This window comes from Rhodopseudomonas sp. G2_2311 (assembly GCF_047501505.1).
In the GTDB taxonomy this organism is placed as follows: domain Bacteria; phylum Pseudomonadota; class Alphaproteobacteria; order Rhizobiales; family Xanthobacteraceae; genus Rhodopseudomonas; species Rhodopseudomonas palustris_H.
On sequence record NZ_JAZDRK010000011.1, the window covers coordinates 58,501 to 78,805 of the forward strand.

The following is a 20,305-nucleotide window of genomic DNA, read 5'->3' on the forward strand; positions in this document are numbered from 1 at the left end:
AAGGAGACGCGGGGCGCCGTCTCGAACCATGCGCCGCAAATGTCAGTCTCCGGGTCCTTCGCGACGCGCGCTGCCCTCGCTCCTCAGGATGGAGCGCATTGCGTGCGACGAGGAAACCGCGTCGATTGGTCGATGAAGCGCGACAGATGGAGAGCGGGAAGGGCCAAGCGACCGAGCAGCTCAGTCGTGAGGCCGCCAGGGCCCGCCGTCTCTTATCGCCTCACGCGGCCGAGTTGAGCACGTGCTGCGGGCCGACGGTGCCGCGTCGCAGGCCGAAGCCGCGGCGCGCCAGCCATTGCTGAATACGGGGCGAGTCCAGCGTCGCTTCTTCGGCGAGGCCACTGGTGAAGCAGCGCCACGGCGCCAGATGCCGCTCGGGAACGCCGACGATGACCGGAATCCCCTGATCCACGGCGTCGCTGATGACGTCGCTGAGGCCGCCGCCATCGGCTTCGAGCTTGCCGAATTTGTTGACGATCAGCAGTTCGGGCGCGTTGCGGAACGAGGCTGCGATCAGTGCGGCTGCTTCCTGCACGGCTTCCGGATCGACGCGGCAGCCGTGGGGCTGCTTGTCACGTTCCTCAGCGAGCTGAAGGATGAAGTGGGAGGACAGCTCCTCGACTTCCATGTCACAGCGCGGGCCGCCGTCATCGACGACCGCCTGATACGGCACTAGACCGGCGACAACGACGCCCGCGTCGCGCAGCCGTCGGCCGAGATCCGACATCAGCCTGCAAGCGGCTGCGCCGTCGGTGTACACGATCGCGAGAATCGAAGGCCGTCCCGACCTGCCGTGAGAAAAGTCCATCGCGTCTGCTTTGCCCCAAATGCGACTTTCGCCTTAGGACATGCCAGAACCCGCAAACTGCTTCTTTGCGTCAAATCAATCCGACTTCAGTAGGGCTGTCGAACGAAAAACGGCGGATCGCCGTGCGATCCGCCGTTTGATTTGTGCGGCCTTGCGCCGCAGCGATGGCGATCGGCTCAGTTGGCGCCGAGCAGCGACTGTGCGGGCCGATTGGCGGATGGCAGCAGCAACGAACGCAGCTTGGCGTACACCCGCACGCCAAGCCCGACCAGCCGCGGCTGGGTGCGGCGGCAGAACGCAATCTTGCGGATGTGGCCTTCGACATGCCAGCGCGCGCTGGCGCCGTCCTTGAAGAAGATCACGTCACCCGGGCCGTAGCGCTTCGCCGGCATGCCGGCGCTTTCGATCACCACCGAGCCTTCGAGAATGCAGATGGTCTCATCGATGTCGTAGTGCCAGTTGAACTTGCCTTCGGTGCACTGCCAGATGATCGTCGACGCCATGCCATCGGCGCTGCGCGACAGCGTGCAGTTCGTTGCGACCGGATTGCCTTCGATGATCCACGACGGCTCGATCGGCGCCGGCTTCAGCTCGACGTCGGTGCGGGAGGTGAGGATCAGGTCGTTGGGCATCAGGCGTCTCCTGCTGATCGTTGTTCGGTTGTGATGCTGGTCGTTTCCGGAAAGAAGCTCGCGTAACTAAGCGGCCTGGGCGTGCTGACGTCGCAGCACGAGCTGCGCGACTGTCGCGGCCGAGGTGAAATTCTCCGGCGTGATGTCGGACTGCGGCAGCGTCATGTCGAATTCGGCTTCCACGGCGAGCATCAGGTTGACCATCTCCATCGAGGTCAGTCCCGCATCGGCAAACGTCGTGTCGCGCTTGATGTCGCCGGAGAGCCCGTTCTGCGTCAGGATCGACTCCACCAGAGCGAGGATCTTGCTCTCCACCGCAGCCGCCGAGCCTGCCTGCATGACGCGATCTCCTTGATGTGTTCGAAGTCTTCAGCGCGCCTCTCGGACGGTTTGGTCCGTACGCGCAGCTCGCTATCGTTGCGGCGATGTAATCGCAACTGCCTGTCGGGGACAATGCTCTGCCGAGTGCCGACATATTCATTCGAATTTTAACGCTAACGAGGATTCCGAAAATTCTCACGATCGACGCAAAGTCCGATTAACCCTCAATTCGAATCCAAATTGATTCACTTTGAATTCGCCTCGACGTGTTCCTGACCAATCCATAGCTTGCTACCAGCAGCGATCGACGGTTCGGCGCAGCCGATGTGATCCCGATCGCGAATGACACAAGCAGCGCACGTCCGCATCAGGGAGCTCACGACGCCATGGCGATCATCACCGATAACGCGGTTCGCGACTTCACGGCTCAGCCGGCCAATGACAAGTTCGGTACCGAGCCGATGCCGTTGATGCAGCGTGTGGTTCACGTCGCGGCGATCGCCGCCGCTCATGCGGAGGCGGTCGATCGCGAAGCCCGTTTCCCCAAGGCTGCGCTCGATGCAGCGCGCGAGTACGGTCTGCTCGGCGCGCAGATTCCGATCGAGTTCGGTGGCGAGAGCGCCTCGGTCCATGACATCGCCGAGATGTGCTACGCGCTCGGACGCGCCTGCGCCTCCACCGCGATGATCGTCGCGATGCATCAAACCAAGGTGGCGTGCCTGGTGCGCCACGGCCGCGGCAACGCCTGGCACGAGCAGCTGATGCGGCGGATCGCTGCCGAGCAGATGCTGCTGGCGTCGTCGACCACCGAAGGCAACAATGGTGGCAACATCCGCTCCAGCGCGGCGGCGATCGAGCGCACCGAGACCGGCATCGCGCTGGTGCGCGACGCCACTGTGATCTCCTATGGCGCCGAAGCTGATGGCGTGATGACCATCGCGCGCCGCGCGGGCGATGCTGCCGCCTCGGATCAGGTGCTGGTGGTGTTCACCAAGGACGACTACACGCTGACGCCGACGCTGGGTTGGGAAACGCTCGGCATGCGCGGCACCTGCAGCACCGGCTTTGAGCTGCGTGCGACTGGTCGTACCGATCAGGTGTTCACTGAAGCCTACGATCGCATTCATGCGCAGACGATGACGCCGGTGGCGCATCTGAGCTGGTCGTCGGCTTGGGCCGGAGTCGCCGCTGCCGCAGTGGAGCGGGCACAGGCGTTCGTTCGCAAGGCGGCGCGCGGCGCCGGCGGGCAGATGCCGCCCGGCGCGGCGCACTTCACCAGCGCCAAGCGCTCGCTGACGAAGCTGCGGGCGATGATCGCCACGCATCTCGACGCCTACACCGCGCATGAGTTCGACGAACGCGCGCTGAGCTCGCTGGAGTTCCAGTCCTCGATCAACCTGCTCAAGGTCGAAGCTTCTGAGCTTGCTGTCGAGACGGTGATGAGCGCGATGCGCGCCTGCGGCCTGTCGGGCTATCGCAACGATGGCGACTTTACCCTCGGCCGTCATTTGCGCGACGTGCTCTCCGCGCCGCTAATGATCAACAACGACCGGATCCTCGCCAATATCGGCACCGCTAATCTGATGAGCCCGGTGCCGGCGAGCCTGCGCGACTAAATCGACCGTCAATCGTCAACGAGGAGGCCGCTTCATGAATATGGCGATTCGCACCACGCCGGCCGAAGCCAAGCTGCAGTCGGTCGATCCGCTAGATCACCTGGCCGAACATCTGTTCCACAAGCTCGGCGCCGACGGCGTCTATGCGCGCACCGCGCTGTATGAGGGCATGGTCGAGAAGCTGGCGGCGCTGATCTCGCGGCATCGCGAGGACGGCACCGAAGTGATGCGGTTTCCGCCGGTGATGAGCCGCCGTCAGCTCGAGAGGTCGGGCTATCTCAAGAGCTTCCCCAATCTGCTCGGTTGCGTCTGCGGCCTGCATGGCACGGAGCAGGAGATCAACGCGGCGGTCAGCCGGTTCGATTCCGGGGGCGATTGGACCACGTCGCTGTCTCCCGCCGATCTCGTGCTGTCACCCGCGGCCTGCTATCCGGTGTATCCGATCGCGGCGAGCCGCGGTCCGCTTCCGGCGGGCGGTGCCCGTTTCGATGTCGCTGCCGATTGCTTCCGCCGCGAGCCGTCGAAGCACCTGGACCGGCTGCAATCGTTCCGGATGCGGGAATATGTCTGCATCGGTGCGCCGCAGGATGTCGCCGACTTCCGCGAGCGCTGGATGGTGAAGGCGCAGGCGATCGCCCGCGATCTTGGTCTGGCCTTCCGCGTCGAGACTGCATCCGATCCGTTCTTCGGCCGCGTCGGCCAGATGAAGGCGATCAGCCAGCAACAGCAGGCGCTGAAATTCGAACTGCTGGTGCCGCTGCGGTCGGAAGAGCAGCCGACCGCCTGCATGAGCTTCAACTATCACCGCGAGCATTTCGGCGTCACCTGGGGCATCGAGGATGCGGCTGGCAACCCGGCCCACACCGGCTGCGTCGCCTTCGGCATGGATCGCCTCGCGGTAGCGCTGTTCGCGACCCACGGCATCGATACGAGTGCTTGGCCGGCCAGCGTGCGCGATGTGCTGTCGCTCGACTGACGGCCTTGCATTGTCATTCCGGGCTTGCATATCGCGTGACCCGGAATGACGAGAGGTCGGTAACTTCGCGACCTACGCCGTATTCCCGGCGTCAATGGTTTGCACCGAGCCGGTGATATTGCGGCCGCCGTCGCCGAGCAGGTACTCGACCATTCGGGCCACGTCATCGGCTTCGGCGAGGCGGCGCAGAGCGCTCCGGTTCGCTATCTTGTCGCGACCTTCGCCGGCAAGTCCCGCGGTCAGTTCTGTGTCGATGAATCCGGGCGCGATCGCGTTGACGGTGATGCCGAGCCGGCCGACCTCGCGCGCGAGCGAGCGGGTGAAGCCGATCGCCGCCGCCTTGGTGGCGCCGTACACCGATAGGCCATTGTAGCCGGTCGAGCCGATGATCGACGACATGTTGATCACGCGGCCGGCACCATCGGCCATCATGTGGCGGACTATGTATTTGGTCAGTACGATCGGAGAGGTCACGTTGATGCGCAGCAGCGTCTCGATCTGGCTGTTGTGCATGGTGGCGAGCACGCCCTCGGCGCCGATGCCGGCGTTGTTGACGAGGCCGTAGATCTTGCCGAATTCCTGGCGCAGCGACTTGGCGAAGCCGGCGAGGCCGTCGATGTCTCCGAGGTCGTAAGCCTTGAACGCGATCGACCCAGGTCCTTTCGCAGCCTCATCGATCGCAGCCTTCAGCTCGTCGCTCTCCCGCCGCGCCACAGCGATCACGCCGTAGCCGGCCGCGGCGAGGCGCCGTGCGATCGCGAGCCCAATCCCCCGGCTGCCGCCGGTCACCACCACCTTATGCATGGCGGGCCAGCTTTCCTGAGGCGGTGACGTCGAGTTGCTGCACGAAACGGATCGACGCCGGGACTTTGTGCGGCGGCAGAGCGGCGCGGCAATTGGCGAGGATCGCCTCGCGGATCGCGCCTGTGCGCCCGGCGTCCGCCACACTGGCGAGCACCGCCTCCGCGACGACCAGCGCGCCGGTGATTGGGCTGCGCCGCGCTCGCACCCGCGACATCCGCACCGAGGGATGCTGGTTGATCACGGCTTCGACTTCCTCGGGATGAACCTTGAGGCCCCCGACATTGATCACGCCGTCGCGGCGGCCGACGAAGTAATAGCGATCGCCGCGCAGCTCGACCATGTCGCCGGTGTCGACGAAGCCGTCGGCGTCGGTCAGCGGCGGAGCGCTGCGGCCGACATAGGTGTGTGCGGTGCGGGTCGATTTGATCCGCAGTGAGCCGTCGACCACTTTCATGGTGATGCCGGGCGCGTTGCCGATCAGCGCCGCCGGAAAGCCCTCATGGCCGTCATTCACTGCGAACCCGACGCCGGCCTCAGTCGAGGCGTAGGCGTGGCCAATGGAGGCATCGGGGAAGGCGTTGCGGAGCCCGTCGAGCACGGCTTGGTCGGCGATCTCGCCGGACAATCGGACATAGCCTGGGCGGAAACAGCCGATCGCCGGATTCATCAGCGCCTTGCGCCAATGCGACGGCGTGCCGGAGATGTGGGTCACACCGCGCGCGGCGAGCCGCGCCAGATGATCGCCAATTGCTTCACCGGGTGCGGACAGCACCATAGAGCCGCCGCCGAGCACGGCGCGGAGGAAAATCTGCAGGCCGCCGTAGCGGCGGATGTCGTAGAACGTCGCCCAGGTCGGCGCATCTTTCGCGACGTTGTCGCCGACGATCGCGCCGGTCAGCGCTGCCAGCGTGTGTGCGACGATCTTCGGCCGGCCGGTGGTGCCGGAGGTCAGCATCAACCACGACGTGGCATGCGTGGCTGCGATGGGCGCAGCGGGCTGCGGCGGCAGGCCTGCGGTGATGATGGTGCCGACGCCGAGGCCTTGCCAGCGCTCCGGCGCATCTGTGACGATGGCGTCGATCTCCGCATCCGCGATCAGATCGGCGGCGTAGGTCATGTCGACGTCCGGCGGGCACAGCAGCATTCGCCGCGCCACGCCGTCGAGTTCGATCATTGCTAGTCCGGTGACGAGCTGCGTCGAGAGCGATAGCAGAACCGAACGGCCGGCGAGCTCAGGCAGCTTGCCGGCAAGACAAGTCCCCCGCGCGATGTCGGCGAACGCGATCTCATGAGTCGCGTCCGACAGCGTGCGGCTGGTCAGATCAGTTGTGAGATAGTGGCGGAGCGCGACGATCTCACGCGGGGACATTCTCATAGGCTCCAATGAAGTCGCCGAGCGTCTCCGGGAAGATGGCGTCGTCTGCCGTGCTGAACGGATCGATGCCGAGTTCGTCTTCGAGGCGCGCGACAAGCACGGCAAAGCCGAGTGAGTCGAAGCCGGATTCGTGTAGCACCAGGTCATCCGTCAGCGCAGGAACCTTGAAGCCTTGTTCGTCAGCGATCTGCTGCATCGCCGAGACGATTGTTAACCGTACAGACATCGACACTTCGCCTTTCTGATCGATCCGTGAGACAAAGAGCATATGGCGCAAAATCGAAACAAATCCATGCGCTTCACTTGCAATTCGGGCCGATTGGTAAATGGCTTTGGAAGCCCGCAAAGTACGTTGCCGTGAGATCGGCGACGCCGACATCGACGCTGTCTCCGATCTGCTGACGCGCGGCTTTCCGGGCCGCCGCCGCGACTATTGGTTGCGCGGACTGCATCGCCTCGGCGCGCGTGAATTGCCGGAAGGCTGCGCGCGATACGGTTATCTGCTGGAGAGTGGTGGCCGTCCCGTCGGCGCATTGTTGTTGCTGTACGCGGCGCGTCGTCCCGGAGCGGAACAGGTTCTGCGCTGCAACGTCTCGAGCTGGTACGTCGAGCCCGATTTTCGCAATTATGCGACGCTGCTGACGTCGATGGCGCAGAAGAACAAGCAGGTCACCTACGTCAATATTTCGCCGGCGGTGAACACTTGGCCAATTGTCGAGGCGCTGGGGTTCAAACGTTACTGCAACGGCATGTTCTTCGCGTTGCCGTGGCTGTCGCGCGCCGAAAAGGGCGCGCGTGTCGAGGTGGTGACTGAAGCAACCGGCGTGGTCGCCGGGTTGAGTGAGACGGAGTGTGAGCTGCTCCGCAGCCATGCGTCTTATGGATGTCTGGCTCTCGCGGTGCATCTGCCAGATGGCCGCACGATGCCGTTTCTGTTTTTGCCGAAGCGGGTGAAGCATGGCCGCTTCCCATTCCCCGCGATGCAGCTGGTGTATTGCCGCGACGTCGCCGAATTCGTGCAATGCGCAGGCGTGCTTGGCCGAGCGCTGCTCTGGCGCGGCCGGCCGCTCGTGATTCTCGACGCGCTCGGTCCGATGGATGAACTGACCGGCCTCTATGTCGAGTCCCGTGGCCGCAAGTACTACAAGGGCCCGAACCCGCCGCGGCTCGCCGATCTCAGCGAGACCGAGCTGGTGCTGTTCGGTCCCTGATCGCGGACGGGTATCGGCCGCGCCGCTCAGCCGTGAGCGAATTCCCAATATAGCTTGCGCGCCTTGGCGTAGAACGGGCCCGGCTGCAGCGAGCGGTCGTCGATCCGAATGATTGGTTGTACCTTGGCAAAATTGCCGCTGGCGAAGATCTCGTCGGCAGTTTCGAAATCCCGATAGCTCAGCGAACGCTCGATCACGGTCACGCCGTCGCCGCGCAGCAGTTCGATCACGCGCTGTCGGGTGATGCCGCTCAGGAAGGTGCCATTGGCGGCCGGCGTGTAGACCACCCCATCCTTCGCCATGAAGATGTTGGAGTTGCCGAGCTCGGCGATGTGGCCGAGCATGTCGCGCAGCAGGCAATTGTCGAAGCCGCGGCTCTTGGCTTCCATCATCGCGCGTGAGTTGTTTGGGTACAGGCAGCCGGCTTTGGCCTCCACCGGCGCAGATTCCGCGGTCGGCCGGCGGAACGGCGACAGCGTAATCGACAAGCCGGTCGGTTTCGGCATCGGGGCTTCGTAGATGCACAGGCACCAATTGGTGGTGTCGGGATCGAACAGCACGCCGCCGCCGACACCGTTCTGCGCCCAATACATCGGCCGGATGTAGAGCTCGGCATTTCCGGCGAACCGCTTCAAGCCGTCCTGGACCAGACCGAGCCATGTCGGCTGATCCACCAGGGCATTCAGTTGGAAGTTGGTCGCGGACCAGTTGATCCGTGCCAGATGCCGGTCGAGATCCGGCGTGACGCCCTCGAACGCGCGCGCGCCATCGAACACCATCGAGCCGAGCCAAGCAGCATGCGTGCGCGGCCCCATGATCGGCACGTTGCCATCGTGCCACTCGCCCTCGAAGAAGGTCCAGGTCTGCGAATAATTGATTGGTGCGGCAGCAGGCATCGTCGGGTCCATCACAATCGGAATGCGCCGCGGGTAATGCGGCTGAAGATGTCGGCGTCGAGCGCGACGTAGCGGCCTGCGGCTAGATCGGCGACATAGAGCGGATCGCTGACGACGGACGGATCGAACCCCTCGGCGATCAGCGGCTGCTTTGCCTGCTTGAACGTGCCGGTGAGATCGAGGGCCGTCCGTAGCCGCAGGAACAGCGGCCGTGCATAGGCCGGCAGCCGCTCGGTGAGATGCCGATGCAGCACGGCGAGATCAAAGCCGTGGTCTGTCACAAGGGCTGCCATGCCGGCGCGGCCGTCATGGTTCGGAACGCTGACGCCATAGACGGTGGCGTCGATCACGCCGGGGCAGGCGGCCAGTATGTCGGCGACTTCGCTCGCCGCGACATTCTCGCCCTTCCAGCGGAAGGTGTCCCCGATCCGGTCGACGAAGCGGAAGAATCCCTTGGCGTCCTGCAGCATCAGGTCGCCGGTGCGAAACCAGGCGTCACCCGGCGCAAACACGTCGCGCAGGATTTTGCGCTCGCTGTCGCCATCGGTGGTGTAGCCTTCGAACCGGCCGCCGCCGCGCTCGGCCTCGCCGATCCGGCCGATCGCCTCACCAGGCTCGCCGCGGGCGCAGCGAATGCAATGGCCTTGGCCGTCTCGCATCGGCAGCCCGGTTTCGAAATCGAATTTCACCAGCGCGGCCGGAAAGCGATGCGCCAGGAATGAGGGTATCCGCCCGATCGCGCCCGGCTCACCCTCGACATTGTAGAGCGAGAAGTTGCCCTCGGTGGAGGCGTAGAATTCCAGAATGCGCGGGATCGCGAACCGCGCCTGAAACGCGTCCCACACGTCGCCGCGCAGCCCGTTGCCGCAGGCGAGACGCAGGCGATGGCGTGTCTCGTTGGGCGCATGCGGCGCCTGTACAAGATAGCGGCACAGCTCGCCGATATATTGAAACAGCGTGCAGTCGTAGCGGACGATATCGTCCCAGAACCGCCGTGCAGAGAATTTTTCGGCGATCACGACCGACCCGCCCGCCATCAGCAGGCTGCCGGTTGCGACCACGCCGCCGACGCTGTGATAGATAGGCAGACAATCGTAGATGCGATCATCGGGCGTCGCGCCGGTGAGCCCAGCGAACCAGCCGGCCCAGCTCATCACCCGACGATGACTGACCCGCGCTGCCTTCGGCAGGCCCGTTGTGCCCGAGGTGTAGATCAGCAGCGCTATATCATCGATGGTGACAGCGGGACGTTCATTTGCTGTCAGCGGATCGTCCTTCACGGTCGCCAATGCGACGGACAGCCCTGACTCGTCAACCTCGTCGCCATGCAGCCATAGCCGAGGCGCCGACGCCAGATGCGGTGTTGCGCTGGCGTAGGCGTCGTTCAATTCCTTCGCCACCATGATATGGCTAGGCGCTGCGACATCGATGCAATGGGCGAGTGAGGAGCCGGTCAGCTGGGTGTTAAGCAACGCCACCACGCCGCCGACCTTGGTGATGCCGAGCCAGATCGCCAGATAGTCGGGACGGTTCGACATCAGGAGGCCGACGATGACGCCTTTGCCGATGCCCTGCTCCAGCGCCCAACGCGCATAGCGATCGATCCGTTGCGTTAGTTCCGCGTAGCTGAACCGTTCATTCTCCGAGAGCAGCGCCGGCGCGTTTGGCGTGCGTGTTGACCACTCGGCGATCGCATCGCAAAGCAGGCGCTGTGGCTCGCGTTCGATCCGCGCCGTGATTTCGATCGCGTTCAGCCAGCTCTTGGCGACCGACGGGCGTGCAGGCGACGTATCGGGGGGATGGATAGCTGCAGCTGCGGGCGCGGTCATCGACATCGGTTCTGAAAGTTCGTTCGAGTTTGAATGCAATTGTAGGCGAGGGCAGTTGGCGATTTGTTGCGAACGGTTCGACGAAGCGCGCTTAAGGTAAACAAATCGGAATCGATTCAAATTGTCTTCAAATCAGCAAGCGAAATTAGGGATAGTTTGTCGTCGTTTTTGAAATGTGTTGTCCGCTAATGCGGTGCGTTCTAGCAAAGGCCAGACGCGGAGCTTTGTGTTTGAAGTGCAGCCGCGGCGAAGGGAGGAGCTCATGCGCAACGAGACGCTCGCTATCCACGCCGGCTACGAGCCCGAACCCACCACTCATGCGGTCGCGGTGCCGATCTATCAAACCGCATCCTATGCGTTCGACAGCGCCGACCACGGCGCCGCGTTGTTCAATCTCGAGACCGAGGGCTATCGTTATTCTCGGATCGCCAATCCGACCACCAGCGTGCTGGAAAAGCGTGTGGCTGATCTGGAAGGCGGCGTCGGCGCGCTGGCAGTGGCAAGCGGTCAAGCCGCGCTGCATTTCGCCTTCGTCAATCTCGCCGATCACGGCGGCAACATCGTTTCGGTGCCGCAGCTCTACGGCACCACGCATACGCTGCTGTCGCACATCCTGCCGCGGCAGGGCATCACCGGCCGTTTCGCGGCCAGCGACAAGCCAGACGACATCGCCAGGCTGATCGATGAAGGCACCCGTGCGGTGTTCTGCGAAACCATCGGCAATCCCGCCGGCAATGTCTGCGACATCGAAGCCATCGCCGAAGTCGCGCATCGCGCCGGTGTGCCCCTGATCGTCGACAACACCGTGGCGACGCCGATTCTGTTCAAGCCGATCGAATTTGGCGCGGATGTCGTGGTGCACTCGCTCACCAAGTTCCTTGGCGGCCACGGCACCACGCTCGGCGGCGCCATCGTCGACAGCGGAAGGTTCGACTGGGCCAAGAACCCTGAGCGGTTTCCGGCCTTCAATCAGCCGGACCACTCCTATCACGGCATGATCTACGCGGAGCGCTTCGGGCCGACTGCTTATGTCGAGCGCGCGCGATCGATCTATCAACGTACGATGGGCTCGGTGCTGTCGCCGTTCAACGCCTTCCTGCTGCTGCAGGGCATCGAGACCGTGGCGCTGCGGATGGAGCGCCATGTCGAGAACGCCCGCAAGGTCGCCGAATTCCTGCGCGACGATCCGCGCGTTGCCTGGGTCAACTATACGGGCTTCCCGGACAGCCCGTATTATCCGTTGGTGCAAAAGTATCTCGACGGCCGCGCATCGTCGCTGTTCACCTTCGGCATTAAGGGCGGAATGGAGGGCGGCAAGGCGTTCTACGATTCGCTCAAGCTGATCACTCGGCTGGTGAACATTGGCGATGCCAAATCGCTCGCCTGCCATCCGGCCTCGACCACCCATCGCCAGATGTCGGCCGAGCAGCAGCGCCAAGCAGGAGTGCTGCCGGAGACGATCCGGTTGTCGATCGGAATCGAACACATCGCCGACATCATCGAAGATCTCGACCAGGCGCTGGCGCAAGCCTGCGGTTCGCAGCCGCGTCTCGCAGCCGAATAGGCGGCCAGGGCGTATGACGCTCCTGTTCGACACTGCCGATCCGATTGCGAGCCCAGCGCTGGTCCCGGCTGGCGTCGGCGATGAACGACGCCGGCGAGGACGATTAGATCATCGCAGGCCGATCGAGATCGGTCTCGTCAACAACATGGGCGATGCGGCGTTGCGAGCAACCGAGCGCCAATTCGCTAAGCTGCTGCGCGACGGCGCCGGCACCCGGCGGGTTCGGCTGCATTGCTTCGCGCTGCGATCGGTGCCGCGGTCGCCAACCGCCCGTCACCGCATCGACAGTCTCTATTCCGATATCGCTGATCTCGGCCGCGTCCGGCTCGACGGTCTGATCGTCACCGGCGCCGAGCCGCGCACCGCGGCACTCCGCGACGAGCCGTATTGGGACGAGTTTCGCCGGCTGGTGGATTGGGCCGAAGCCAACACCCGCTCGACGATCTGGTCCTGTCTCGCCGCCCATGCCGCCGTCCTGCACCTCGACGGCATCGAGCGCCGAAGACTGCCGCGCAAGTGCTCGGGGGTCTATGCCGTCGAGAAGCTGCAGCAGGATCCGATGCTGGACGACCTGCCGGCGACGATGCGGGTTTCGCATTCGCGGCTCAACGATCTCGACGCGGACGACCTGTCTGCCGCCGGCTACGAGGTGCTGACGCGGGCGGTAGGAGCGAGCGTCGACGTTTTCAAGCGCGACGGCCGCAGCCGCATGGTGTTCTTTCAAGGCCATCCGGAGTACGACGCCGCGACGCTGCAGCGCGAAGTCCTCCGTGACATCGGCCGCTATCTTGCCGGTGAACGCAACGACTGTCCGGCGGCACCGGAAAACTACTTCTGCGCCGAGACGGCACTTCGGCTCGCCGCGTTTTGCGATCGTGCCCGCGCGGATCGTAAGCCGGAGATGATCGCTGAACTGCCGCCGTTGGCGCTCCGGCCTGGACTGGTGGCTGCGCTCGAAGCTTCTGCGGCGGCCCTATTCAGTAATTGGCTCTCGCTGCTCGCGGCCGAGCATTAAGCCGCAAACCAATTCATCCGAGCATATGATGAAGCGTGGCGTTGGTCGCGCGGACGCCCGGAAGGCGGATCATTCCGCCGGCTGCGTGAGCCGGCGTCGGCGCCATCCCGTCAGGAGCCGCAGTACCGAACCGTCGATGCCGGCCAGTTTGATCGACGCGCTGCGCATCAGCAGCGCCAGCGCGATGAACGAGATTGCGGTCGCCGCGACAGCGCCAGAGATTCCGAACAGCGGGATCAGGATGAAGAAGCCGACCGCGCGCATCAGCACTGTGCCGCCGATGATCGTCAGATAGCGGCCCTCGTGGCCCGTCAGCATCAGGATCGAACCGCAGGGGCCGGCGGCGGCGACAGCAGCGGTGCCTGCCGTCAGGATCGCCAGGGCGCCGTAATACGAGACGTAATCGGCGTTGAAGAGGTACAGGATCCAGTGGCCGCCGCCGAGCACCACCATCAGGCCACCGATGACGATCGCGAGTGTGACGAGCGCCACGGAATCGAGCAGGCCGTCGAGCTCGCGATGCTGCCGGCTGTAATACAGATGCGGGAAGTGACGGGTCGAGAAGATGTAGACTGCGCCAGTGGCCATCGCGAAGGCGTTGGCGATCCGGGTGGTGACGAAATATGCGCCGGCGACAGTCGGGCTCATCAGGTAGCCGATGATCACGACGTCGGCGTATTGATTGGCCGCCTCCAGGCAACTCGACACCCACAGCTTGGCCGAGCGTGCGCTCCAGGTGCGCAGCTCGAAGGCCACGCGTGAGCGGCCGAAATGCGGAAACTGAGCGTGGACCCGTCGCCGCAACAACGTCATCTGCACCATCACGGTGAAGCACGAGGCTGCCGCCATGGTCAGGAAGATGGTGTGGATCTCGATCGGTGTGCCTGAGATGACGCACCCAGCGAGGTAGACCATCGGACAGGTGGCGACCAGCAGGTAGGTGAGTCCGTCGCTGACACCGACGCCGACGGCGCCGCGGGTGACGTGCGCTGAAATCAGCATCAGCGCGAAGCACACCAGGTACAGCGTCGTCGATGCCGCCAGCACCGTATCTTGCTCCAGCGAGACCCAGAAGAAAAACGGCAAGCCGATCAGAATGCTGCCGGCGAGGCTGGCCAGCGCCGTGAAGGTCATCGCGCCCTTCAGTTTCGGCTCGTCGCCCGCATTGGTGTATTCGCTCCACGACCGCATGATGAAGATCTGCTGGCCGAAGGTGGCGACGACGCTGAGCAGGCCCGCGGCGCTGAACAGCATCGAATAGGTGCCGAAGTCATGGCCGCTCAGCGTGCGTGCGGCGAGCGTCACCAGTCCGAGATTGACGATCGTGATCAGAACGCGCAGCCCGAACGCGCCGGTCATGGCGCGAATCGCAGGGTTGTTGCGCAGATCGATCAGTCTTTCGAACGCGGTACCGAATTTCAAAGTCATCGACCTCGCGACGGTTCTGCAGATTCTGAGGGAGTCGCCGACGACCGGAACGGTCCTCCGGGGACCGGGTTCACCACGTCGATAATCCCGCCGCCACCGTCCTGGCGCACTTTAGCAATCTATCCTATTTGAACGATCGGCGAGCGAATGCCGGGCGATAATTGTCGATAACGGTAAAGATGCTCGCAGACCCGACCGAAGCGGGGGCGCTTTGGCATTAACCATCGTCTCATCAGCGCGGATATCGGATCTATGAATAGTCGTGTCGTCAGCCTCAACTTCGGAACACTGCTGCGGATTGCGGCCTGGCTGTGCCTTGCGGGGATCGCGTTTGCGACCCTCAGCCCGATAGGTCTCAGGCCAACCACCGGATTTTCGCCGTCGATTGAGCGCTTCGTGGCGTTCGCGGTGGTGGGAGCACTGTTCGGAGCGGCTTACCCGCGCTACATCCTGTTCGCTGCGATGATCGTGCTCGGCGCTGCGGTGCTATTTGAACTGCTGCAGGTGCTGGAGGCGTCACGGCATGGGCGGCTGTTCGACGCCAGCGTCAAACTCGCCGGCGGAACTATTGGTCTTGCCGCGGGATCGATCGCCGGGCGTCTGCTCCGTAGCGATTGAGGCGCAAGGTAGAGCGTCAGCGCGCCGGGACCGCGACGGGGTCGTTGGCGCGGGCCATTCGGCGTAGCGGCTGCAGCTTGGGCTGAATCACGCTGCCGTCGATCAACTCGAGTCGTCCACAGCGGTTGAGCGTGTGCAGCTTGCGGCCGGGCCAGCGCGGCCCAGGTTCGATGACGTGATGCACGGTCTGCTCGAAAGTCTCTGGCGAGAGTGCATTAATCTCCGCAAGGGCCAGCGCCCCGCCATAGCCGTGCGTGCAGTCCTGCACCGGTCGCCATAGACGTCCATTGCGCCGGACGAAATGCCCTGCGGGACGCGCGCTGGCGCGATCAACCAGGGCTGGACGCAGCGCGTGCGGTCGCCACGGCCCGAACAGATCGTCTGCGACGTAGATCGACAACGTGTCCGAATAGCCCCCATCGTTGTCATCGTCGCGAGTGGCGCCGAATAGATAATGCAGCCCGTCGTGCTGCAGGATGGTGGCGTCGGCAAGTTCAACGCCGGATAGCAGCGTCGCGTGGCGCTCCCAGCGCCCCGGAAACTCGACGCAGCGATAGATCGACACGGTCTTCTGCAGGCTGCTCTCCGGGATCATCCAGAGCTCGTCGTCCTGCACGATGAGGAACGGGTAGGACAAATGCCACGGCTCTTCGAGCACCGGCACCGCTTCGCCGATCGGACCGGTGTCGCCGAACTCGACCGCCGAAATCGTGCCCTTGCCGACACGATGGTCGAGATCTTCGAAGAACACGAAGGTGCGACCCTTCCAGGTCACCGCGAAGGGATCGGCATAGAACCGGTTCGGCGGGCTCGGCAGCGCATGCCAGTTTGGGCCCGACAGATCGCCGGAGCTCCAGATCCCGGCATCGTCGGTGTAGCGCCAACCAATCCGCCAATGCGGCGCATAGCAGCACAGCCGGTAGATTGCTTTGGCGATCGACATCGCGAGGTTGCGGGCGACAAAACCTGCGGCGGAGTGCGCGTGGCCGAGACGAGGGCCGTCGTGGCGGACGCCTTGTGCTCGCGGACCGCTTTCGAGGACGCCCCTCAGCAGCGTTCCGGTACGTGCCATGGTGGCGCCGAGCGCGCCGCCGAGGCCGCTGGCGTTCTCACCCGACGGCTTTCCTGACCACACCACCGCCCCGCTGATCTCGTCCCGGATATCGATCACCGGCAGATCGCCTGCGAGGATGGCGGCCAGCGCGGCGTCTTCACCGGGCTGGCCATCGAACAGCGGGCGCAGATACAGCCGGGCAGGGCAATCAGCTTCGCGGGGCGCCGTGGTGAAGTCGATCACCACTTCGGGTGAGCCATAGGAGGCGCGAGAGGTTTCGAGCAGCGCCGGCTCGCGATCGCCGCCGCAGCGCTGGCCACGCCGCAGCAGCATCCGTTCGAGGTCGAGCAGCGTGTCGAGCCCGGCCGGCCGTTCCCCGGACGTTGAGATCCAGCTCAGCTGCAACGTCCGGCCACTACCCGCCAGCAGATCGAGCAGGTGGCGCATCCATGCTCGAGGTCGTTGCTGGTCGAAACGGAGCTCAACAATCATCAGACAATCCGTCAAATATAACTATATCGCCTGCTCGAGAATGCGGACGTATTCATCGACCATGGCGTCGACAGAGTATCTGTTCATCAGACCTTCGCCACTGCGCTGGAGTCGCACCCTGAGCGCAGGGTCGTCCAGCACGGCACCGATCGCGGCGCCGAGCGCGGTCGGATCTGCAGCATCGACCAGCACCGCCGCCGGTTCGCCCTGATACGACAGCACCTCGCGTAGAACCGGCAGATCGTTGGCAACCACCGGCACCCCGGCATGGGCCGCCTCGACGGCGGCGAGCCCGAAGGTCTCGGCCAGCGACGGGAACACGAAAATGTCGAGGCAGGCGAGGAAATCGGCGATCTGTTCGGGCGTGATTTCACCGACGAAGAATACCCGATCGGCGACACCGAGCTGGTCGGCGAGCGCGCGCAGCCGCGCTTCGTCCGGTCCGTGCCCCGCCAGCGCGAGCCGCCAGGCCGGATGTGCCGGCAAGACCCGGATGGTGGCGTCGAGTTGCTTCAGCGGATGCAGCCGCGCCGCGGTGCCGAGAACGACGCCATCGACCGGCAAAGCGAAGCGGCGTCGCGCGTCGGCTTTCGCCAACGTTGAGTGCTTGCGATCGAAGCCGTGCGGAACGTGGGTGAGGCGCCTACGGTACGAATCCGGATAGCGCGAATAGTCGCGCAGCATGTCTTCAGAATTTACCGTAATGGTGTGGAAGATTCCGAGCCGCCCCATCATCAGGTCGAGCTTCTGCAGCCAGCCCGGCATCGTCAGCCGTGCCGATACTTGATTGGCGATCACCGGCGCCGGGCTCACCAGCCGCGCGATCGCACCGCCGATAGCATTGCCGTAGTGCTGAAACGTCAGGATGGCGTCGGGGCGGGCGGCGCGAATCTGCTGGCCAAGCGACACCAGGAAGCGCAGGAACGACAGCGGATTGGCGGGACGCCGCGGGGCGCAATAGACGGTGTTCGCGGGCTCGTCGAACCCGCGCGATTGCCGGAAGAAGAACAGGTTCGCAACGTCGTAGCCGCGCGCGGCGAGGCCGGCGCCGACAAGACGAGAGATCTCCTGCGCACCGGCGTTCTCGGCCTGGGTCTGGATCAGAAGAACGCGAGGACGGATTGATTTCGCCGACGCTCCGGCGAAAGCCTTCGGTACACGCGAACTCGCAGTGCGTCCGCCGGTGACGAACGCATGCTCGGCTCGAGTGATCTGTTCGTTCACGTGCCTCGTCTCCCCGTGCGCTTTCCGTCTTGTTCAGCTTGCTGCAGGTGTGACGGTTAACGAAAAGTGCACGTCCTGACCGCGTAATTGTACACTCTCGCGGCCGCGCCTGGTCGATTTCATTGTGGCGCGGTTAATTGATGCGGAAAGCACCAAGCGAGTTAGTCGCACTCACGCTTCGTCCGGATGGTTTCTTAATCGTTTGGTAACGTTCCGTTCGGCTGGCCTGGAGTAACCACGGATTAACCGTAGATATTTACTTTGTCCCGGTGGTGACGCAGGCGGTTCGTGTGGAGTGTGCGTATGTCGGGTAGCCAACCAGGCCGGGACAAGGCGGTCCCCGCCCCGCGTCCGACTGCGGACATCTGGGAGAGCCCTGATCAGCTTCCGACCGATCGAGGCGACCTGATCAAAGCCAAACTGACGCCCGCCGTTATCAGCAAGTTCCTGCGTGACAATCTCAAGCGGATCGTGCTGCTTGCCGGTGCGCTGTTCGTGCTTGGCATGATCGTGCTGTGGCTGCTGCCGGTCCGCTATGCGGCCACCGCACTGGTGATGGTCGATCCACGTGAGCAGCGCGTCACGACCGATCAGGAGGTGCTGCCCGGGATTGGTCAGGACGCCGCTGCGCTGCAGAGCCTGATCGAAATTGCGAAGTCGGATGGTTTCCTGCGGCCCTTGGTCGAGAAGCTGAAAGTTGTCGAAGATCATGAGATCGCCGGCAGCGAGACCGATCCGGCCCGCGTGCTTGAGCGGTTCCGCAAGCATCTGGAGATCGCGCGGCGCGGCCTGACTTACGTGATCGAGATGACGTTCGTGGCGAAGGATCCGCAGCGCGCGGCGTATTACGCCAACGCGGTCGCCGAAGCATTCGTCGCCAGTCAGACCCAGGTGCGCGCTGTCGCCGCCGACGAGGCCGCCGGCTGGCTCAACGGCCGCCTGAAGACGCTGAATGAAAAGCTGCGGGCGTCGGAAGACGCCGTCGCGGCGTTCAAGACGCAGTACCGCATTGTCGATGCCGGCCGCGAAAGCACGACGCGTCAGCTCCGGGTCACCGAGCTGACCCAGCAGGTGTCCGCAGCGCGACTGCGCACCGAGGAAGCTAAAAACCGCTACGAGCAGGCGCAGCGCGACCTGAAATCCGAGGTCGATGGCTCGACCGGATCGAAGTCCGACCTCGTCAGCGTGCTGCGCACCCAGCGCACCCAGCTCAACGATCAGATCGCTCAGAAGCGCGCTGTCCTCGGCGATCGCCATCCGGAGCTGGTGATCGCCTATAATCAGCTTGCCGAGCTCAATCGCCAGATCGAGGCCGAGCGCAAACGCAACATCGCCAGCGCCAAGTCCGACTATGAGGCGATGCGCGACCAGCAGAAGGCGCTGGAACAGCAATTGAAGACGCTCGAGACCGAGATGCTCGGCGACGACCAGGCTTCTGTGAAACTCAAAGAGTTGCAGCGCGAGGCCAACGCCAATCGGGCGATCTACGAGCAATTCCTGGAGCGCTACAACGCCACCAATCAGCAGCGCCTGCTGCAGGCGAGCCAGACCAAGGTGGCTTCGTTTGCGACGCCGCCGACCCGGCCGAACCGTCCGCCGCTGCTGGTGCTGATCGCCGCCATCGCGGTGGCATCGATCCTGGTGTCGATTGCCATCACTGCAATCTGGGAGTCGATGTCGAACCAGCCGGAGCGGGCCGACAATTCTGGTCCGCCGGAAGGCGCGACCGCGCCTGTGCCGGTCGAAGCCGCAGCGCCGCCGGTGGAAGACAAGAAGCCTCCGGCCGACTATGCCAGCCTGCCGATTGTTGCGCGGATTCCCGATCTATCGGGCGTCCGCACCCTCGGCGGCAAGCTCGCGATGCTGGGCGGCGAGCGGCGGCTCGATCACTACGTCGTCGGGCTGCTCGATGCGATCGGTGTTAAGCCCTCGCAACATGGCAAGGTGGTGCTGGTGACGTCGGTCGATCCCGGCGCCGGCAAGAGCTCCGTGGCGCGCGCGCTGAACGCGATTGCGGTCGATCGCGGAATGCTGAGCGTTGTTATCGAAGTCGCAGGGCAGTCGCGCACCGCGCCGTCGAACCGCGCAGAGCCGGATGGCGGCGCTCTCGTTCGCGTGCTGAAGACGACCATCCCGTCCGTCGTCCGTCTGATCGCCGCGGCACCCGACGTAACGGTACAGAACGATGTTCGCAGCGAATTCGACCTGATCTTGATCGACGCCCCGGCGCTTGCCTCGCATCCGGAGGTCGCCGAGATCGCTGCTCATACCGATCTCAATCTGCTCGTGATCGACAGCGCCGTGACCGACGCTGGCGCCGCGCTGGAAGCGCAGGCGTTGCTGTCGCGGAGTGGTCACGCACCGGTTGGCGTGGTCGTCAACAAGGCCAGCGCGCAACCGGCTCCCGCCGCTGCGACCATCGCCGCGCGGCTGGCGAGCTGA

General features: G+C 64.3%; 18 protein-coding genes. 7 read left to right on the top strand and 11 right to left on the bottom strand.

Annotated elements, in window-relative coordinates:
• Positions 1-220 precede the first annotated feature (220 nt).
• From VRZ08_RS15465 to VRZ08_RS15475, 3 genes are all read right to left on the bottom strand, one after another.
• On the bottom strand, positions 221-808 hold the full coding sequence (locus tag VRZ08_RS15465) for a DUF2478 domain-containing protein (RefSeq protein WP_107346145.1): 588 nt from the start codon (positions 806-808) through the stop codon (positions 221-223).
• 176 nt (positions 809-984) lie between these two features.
• On the bottom strand, positions 985-1,440 hold the full coding sequence (locus VRZ08_RS15470) for a cupin domain-containing protein (protein ID WP_164572321.1): 456 nt from the start codon (positions 1,438-1,440) through the stop codon (positions 985-987).
• A 66-nt stretch (positions 1,441-1,506) separates the two neighbouring features.
• Complete coding sequence (locus tag VRZ08_RS15475) at positions 1,507-1,779, bottom strand: phosphopantetheine-binding protein (protein ID WP_107357084.1); 273 nt, start codon at positions 1,777-1,779, stop codon at positions 1,507-1,509.
• A 368-nt stretch (positions 1,780-2,147) separates the two neighbouring features.
• On the opposite strand from VRZ08_RS15475, the gene VRZ08_RS15480 reads away from it, so the two are divergent.
• Together VRZ08_RS15480 and VRZ08_RS15485 are read left to right on the top strand one after the other, a co-directional pair.
• The gene (locus tag VRZ08_RS15480) at positions 2,148-3,377 is read left to right on the top strand and encodes an acyl-CoA dehydrogenase family protein (RefSeq protein WP_414533097.1); all 1,230 of its coding nucleotides are present in this window, start codon (positions 2,148-2,150) and stop codon (positions 3,375-3,377) included.
• Positions 3,378-3,411: 34 nt separating this feature from the next.
• Complete coding sequence (locus tag VRZ08_RS15485) at positions 3,412-4,353, top strand: amino acid--[acyl-carrier-protein] ligase (RefSeq protein ID WP_414533098.1); 942 nt, start codon at positions 3,412-3,414, stop codon at positions 4,351-4,353.
• Between the two features lie 72 nt (positions 4,354-4,425).
• Here VRZ08_RS15485 and VRZ08_RS15490 read toward each other — a convergent pair whose 3' ends face one another.
• The 3 genes from VRZ08_RS15490 to VRZ08_RS15500 are packed head-to-tail and all read right to left on the bottom strand — an operon-like array spanning position 4,426 to position 6,758.
• Positions 4,426-5,157 carry an SDR family NAD(P)-dependent oxidoreductase gene (locus VRZ08_RS15490; RefSeq protein WP_414533099.1) on the bottom strand — a complete coding sequence of 244 codons (732 nt, stop codon included), beginning with the start codon at positions 5,155-5,157 and terminating at the stop codon, positions 4,426-4,428.
• The gene (locus tag VRZ08_RS15495) at positions 5,150-6,526 is read right to left on the bottom strand and encodes a class I adenylate-forming enzyme family protein (protein ID WP_414533100.1); all 1,377 of its coding nucleotides are present in this window, start codon (positions 6,524-6,526) and stop codon (positions 5,150-5,152) included. The genes VRZ08_RS15490 and VRZ08_RS15495 overlap by 8 nt, the downstream gene beginning before the upstream one ends.
• Positions 6,513-6,758 carry an acyl carrier protein gene (locus VRZ08_RS15500; protein ID WP_012497748.1) on the bottom strand — a complete coding sequence of 82 codons (246 nt, stop codon included), beginning with the start codon at positions 6,756-6,758 and terminating at the stop codon, positions 6,513-6,515. The genes VRZ08_RS15495 and VRZ08_RS15500 overlap by 14 nt, the downstream gene beginning before the upstream one ends.
• Positions 6,759-6,858: 100 nt before the next feature.
• Here VRZ08_RS15500 and VRZ08_RS15505 point away from each other — a divergent pair, with 100 nt between their 5' ends.
• Entirely contained in the window at positions 6,859-7,743 is an 885-nt protein-coding gene (locus VRZ08_RS15505) for an acyl-CoA acyltransferase (protein WP_414533101.1), read from the top strand.
• Positions 7,744-7,769: 26 nt separating this feature from the next.
• Here the strand turns inward: VRZ08_RS15505 and VRZ08_RS15510 are convergent, their stop codons facing one another.
• Both VRZ08_RS15510 and VRZ08_RS15515 read right to left on the bottom strand, forming a co-directional pair.
• Positions 7,770-8,639: a branched-chain amino acid aminotransferase gene (locus VRZ08_RS15510; protein WP_234822282.1), complete on the bottom strand. Its 870-nt coding sequence runs from the start codon at positions 8,637-8,639 to the stop codon at positions 7,770-7,772.
• An 11-nt stretch (positions 8,640-8,650) separates the two neighbouring features.
• The gene (locus VRZ08_RS15515; RefSeq protein ID WP_414533102.1) at positions 8,651-10,468 is read right to left on the bottom strand and encodes a long-chain-acyl-CoA synthetase; all 1,818 of its coding nucleotides are present in this window, start codon (positions 10,466-10,468) and stop codon (positions 8,651-8,653) included.
• Positions 10,469-10,730: 262 nt separating this feature from the next.
• Between VRZ08_RS15515 and VRZ08_RS15520 the strand changes: the two genes are divergently transcribed.
• Both VRZ08_RS15520 and metA read left to right on the top strand, forming a co-directional pair.
• The gene (locus VRZ08_RS15520; RefSeq protein ID WP_414533103.1) at positions 10,731-12,032 is read left to right on the top strand and encodes an O-acetylhomoserine aminocarboxypropyltransferase/cysteine synthase family protein; all 1,302 of its coding nucleotides are present in this window, start codon (positions 10,731-10,733) and stop codon (positions 12,030-12,032) included.
• A 13-nt stretch (positions 12,033-12,045) separates the two neighbouring features.
• Positions 12,046-13,047, top strand: coding sequence for a homoserine O-succinyltransferase MetA (gene metA, locus VRZ08_RS15525; protein WP_414533104.1), 1,002 nt, complete (start codon positions 12,046-12,048; stop codon positions 13,045-13,047).
• A gap of 69 nt (positions 13,048-13,116) precedes the next feature.
• Here the strand turns inward: metA and VRZ08_RS15530 are convergent, their stop codons facing one another.
• A complete protein-coding gene (locus VRZ08_RS15530; RefSeq protein WP_414533105.1) occupies positions 13,117-14,475 on the bottom strand; it encodes a lipopolysaccharide biosynthesis protein in 1,359 nt (452 codons plus the stop codon).
• A gap of 252 nt (positions 14,476-14,727) precedes the next feature.
• Here VRZ08_RS15530 and VRZ08_RS15535 point away from each other — a divergent pair, with 252 nt between their 5' ends.
• A complete protein-coding gene (locus VRZ08_RS15535; RefSeq protein ID WP_164639186.1) occupies positions 14,728-15,093 on the top strand; it encodes a hypothetical protein in 366 nt (121 codons plus the stop codon).
• A 16-nt stretch (positions 15,094-15,109) separates the two neighbouring features.
• Here VRZ08_RS15535 and VRZ08_RS15540 read toward each other — a convergent pair whose 3' ends face one another.
• Both VRZ08_RS15540 and VRZ08_RS15545 read right to left on the bottom strand, forming a co-directional pair.
• A complete protein-coding gene (locus tag VRZ08_RS15540; protein ID WP_414533106.1) occupies positions 15,110-16,639 on the bottom strand; it encodes a hypothetical protein in 1,530 nt (509 codons plus the stop codon).
• Between the two features lie 21 nt (positions 16,640-16,660).
• Positions 16,661-17,761, bottom strand: a complete 1,101-nt coding sequence (locus tag VRZ08_RS15545) for a glycosyltransferase family 4 protein (RefSeq protein ID WP_414533163.1) — start codon at positions 17,759-17,761, stop codon at positions 16,661-16,663.
• Positions 17,762-18,166: 405 nt separating this feature from the next.
• On the opposite strand from VRZ08_RS15545, the gene VRZ08_RS15550 reads away from it, so the two are divergent.
• Positions 18,167-20,305, top strand: coding sequence for a GumC family protein (locus VRZ08_RS15550; RefSeq protein WP_414533107.1), 2,139 nt, complete (start codon positions 18,167-18,169; stop codon positions 20,303-20,305).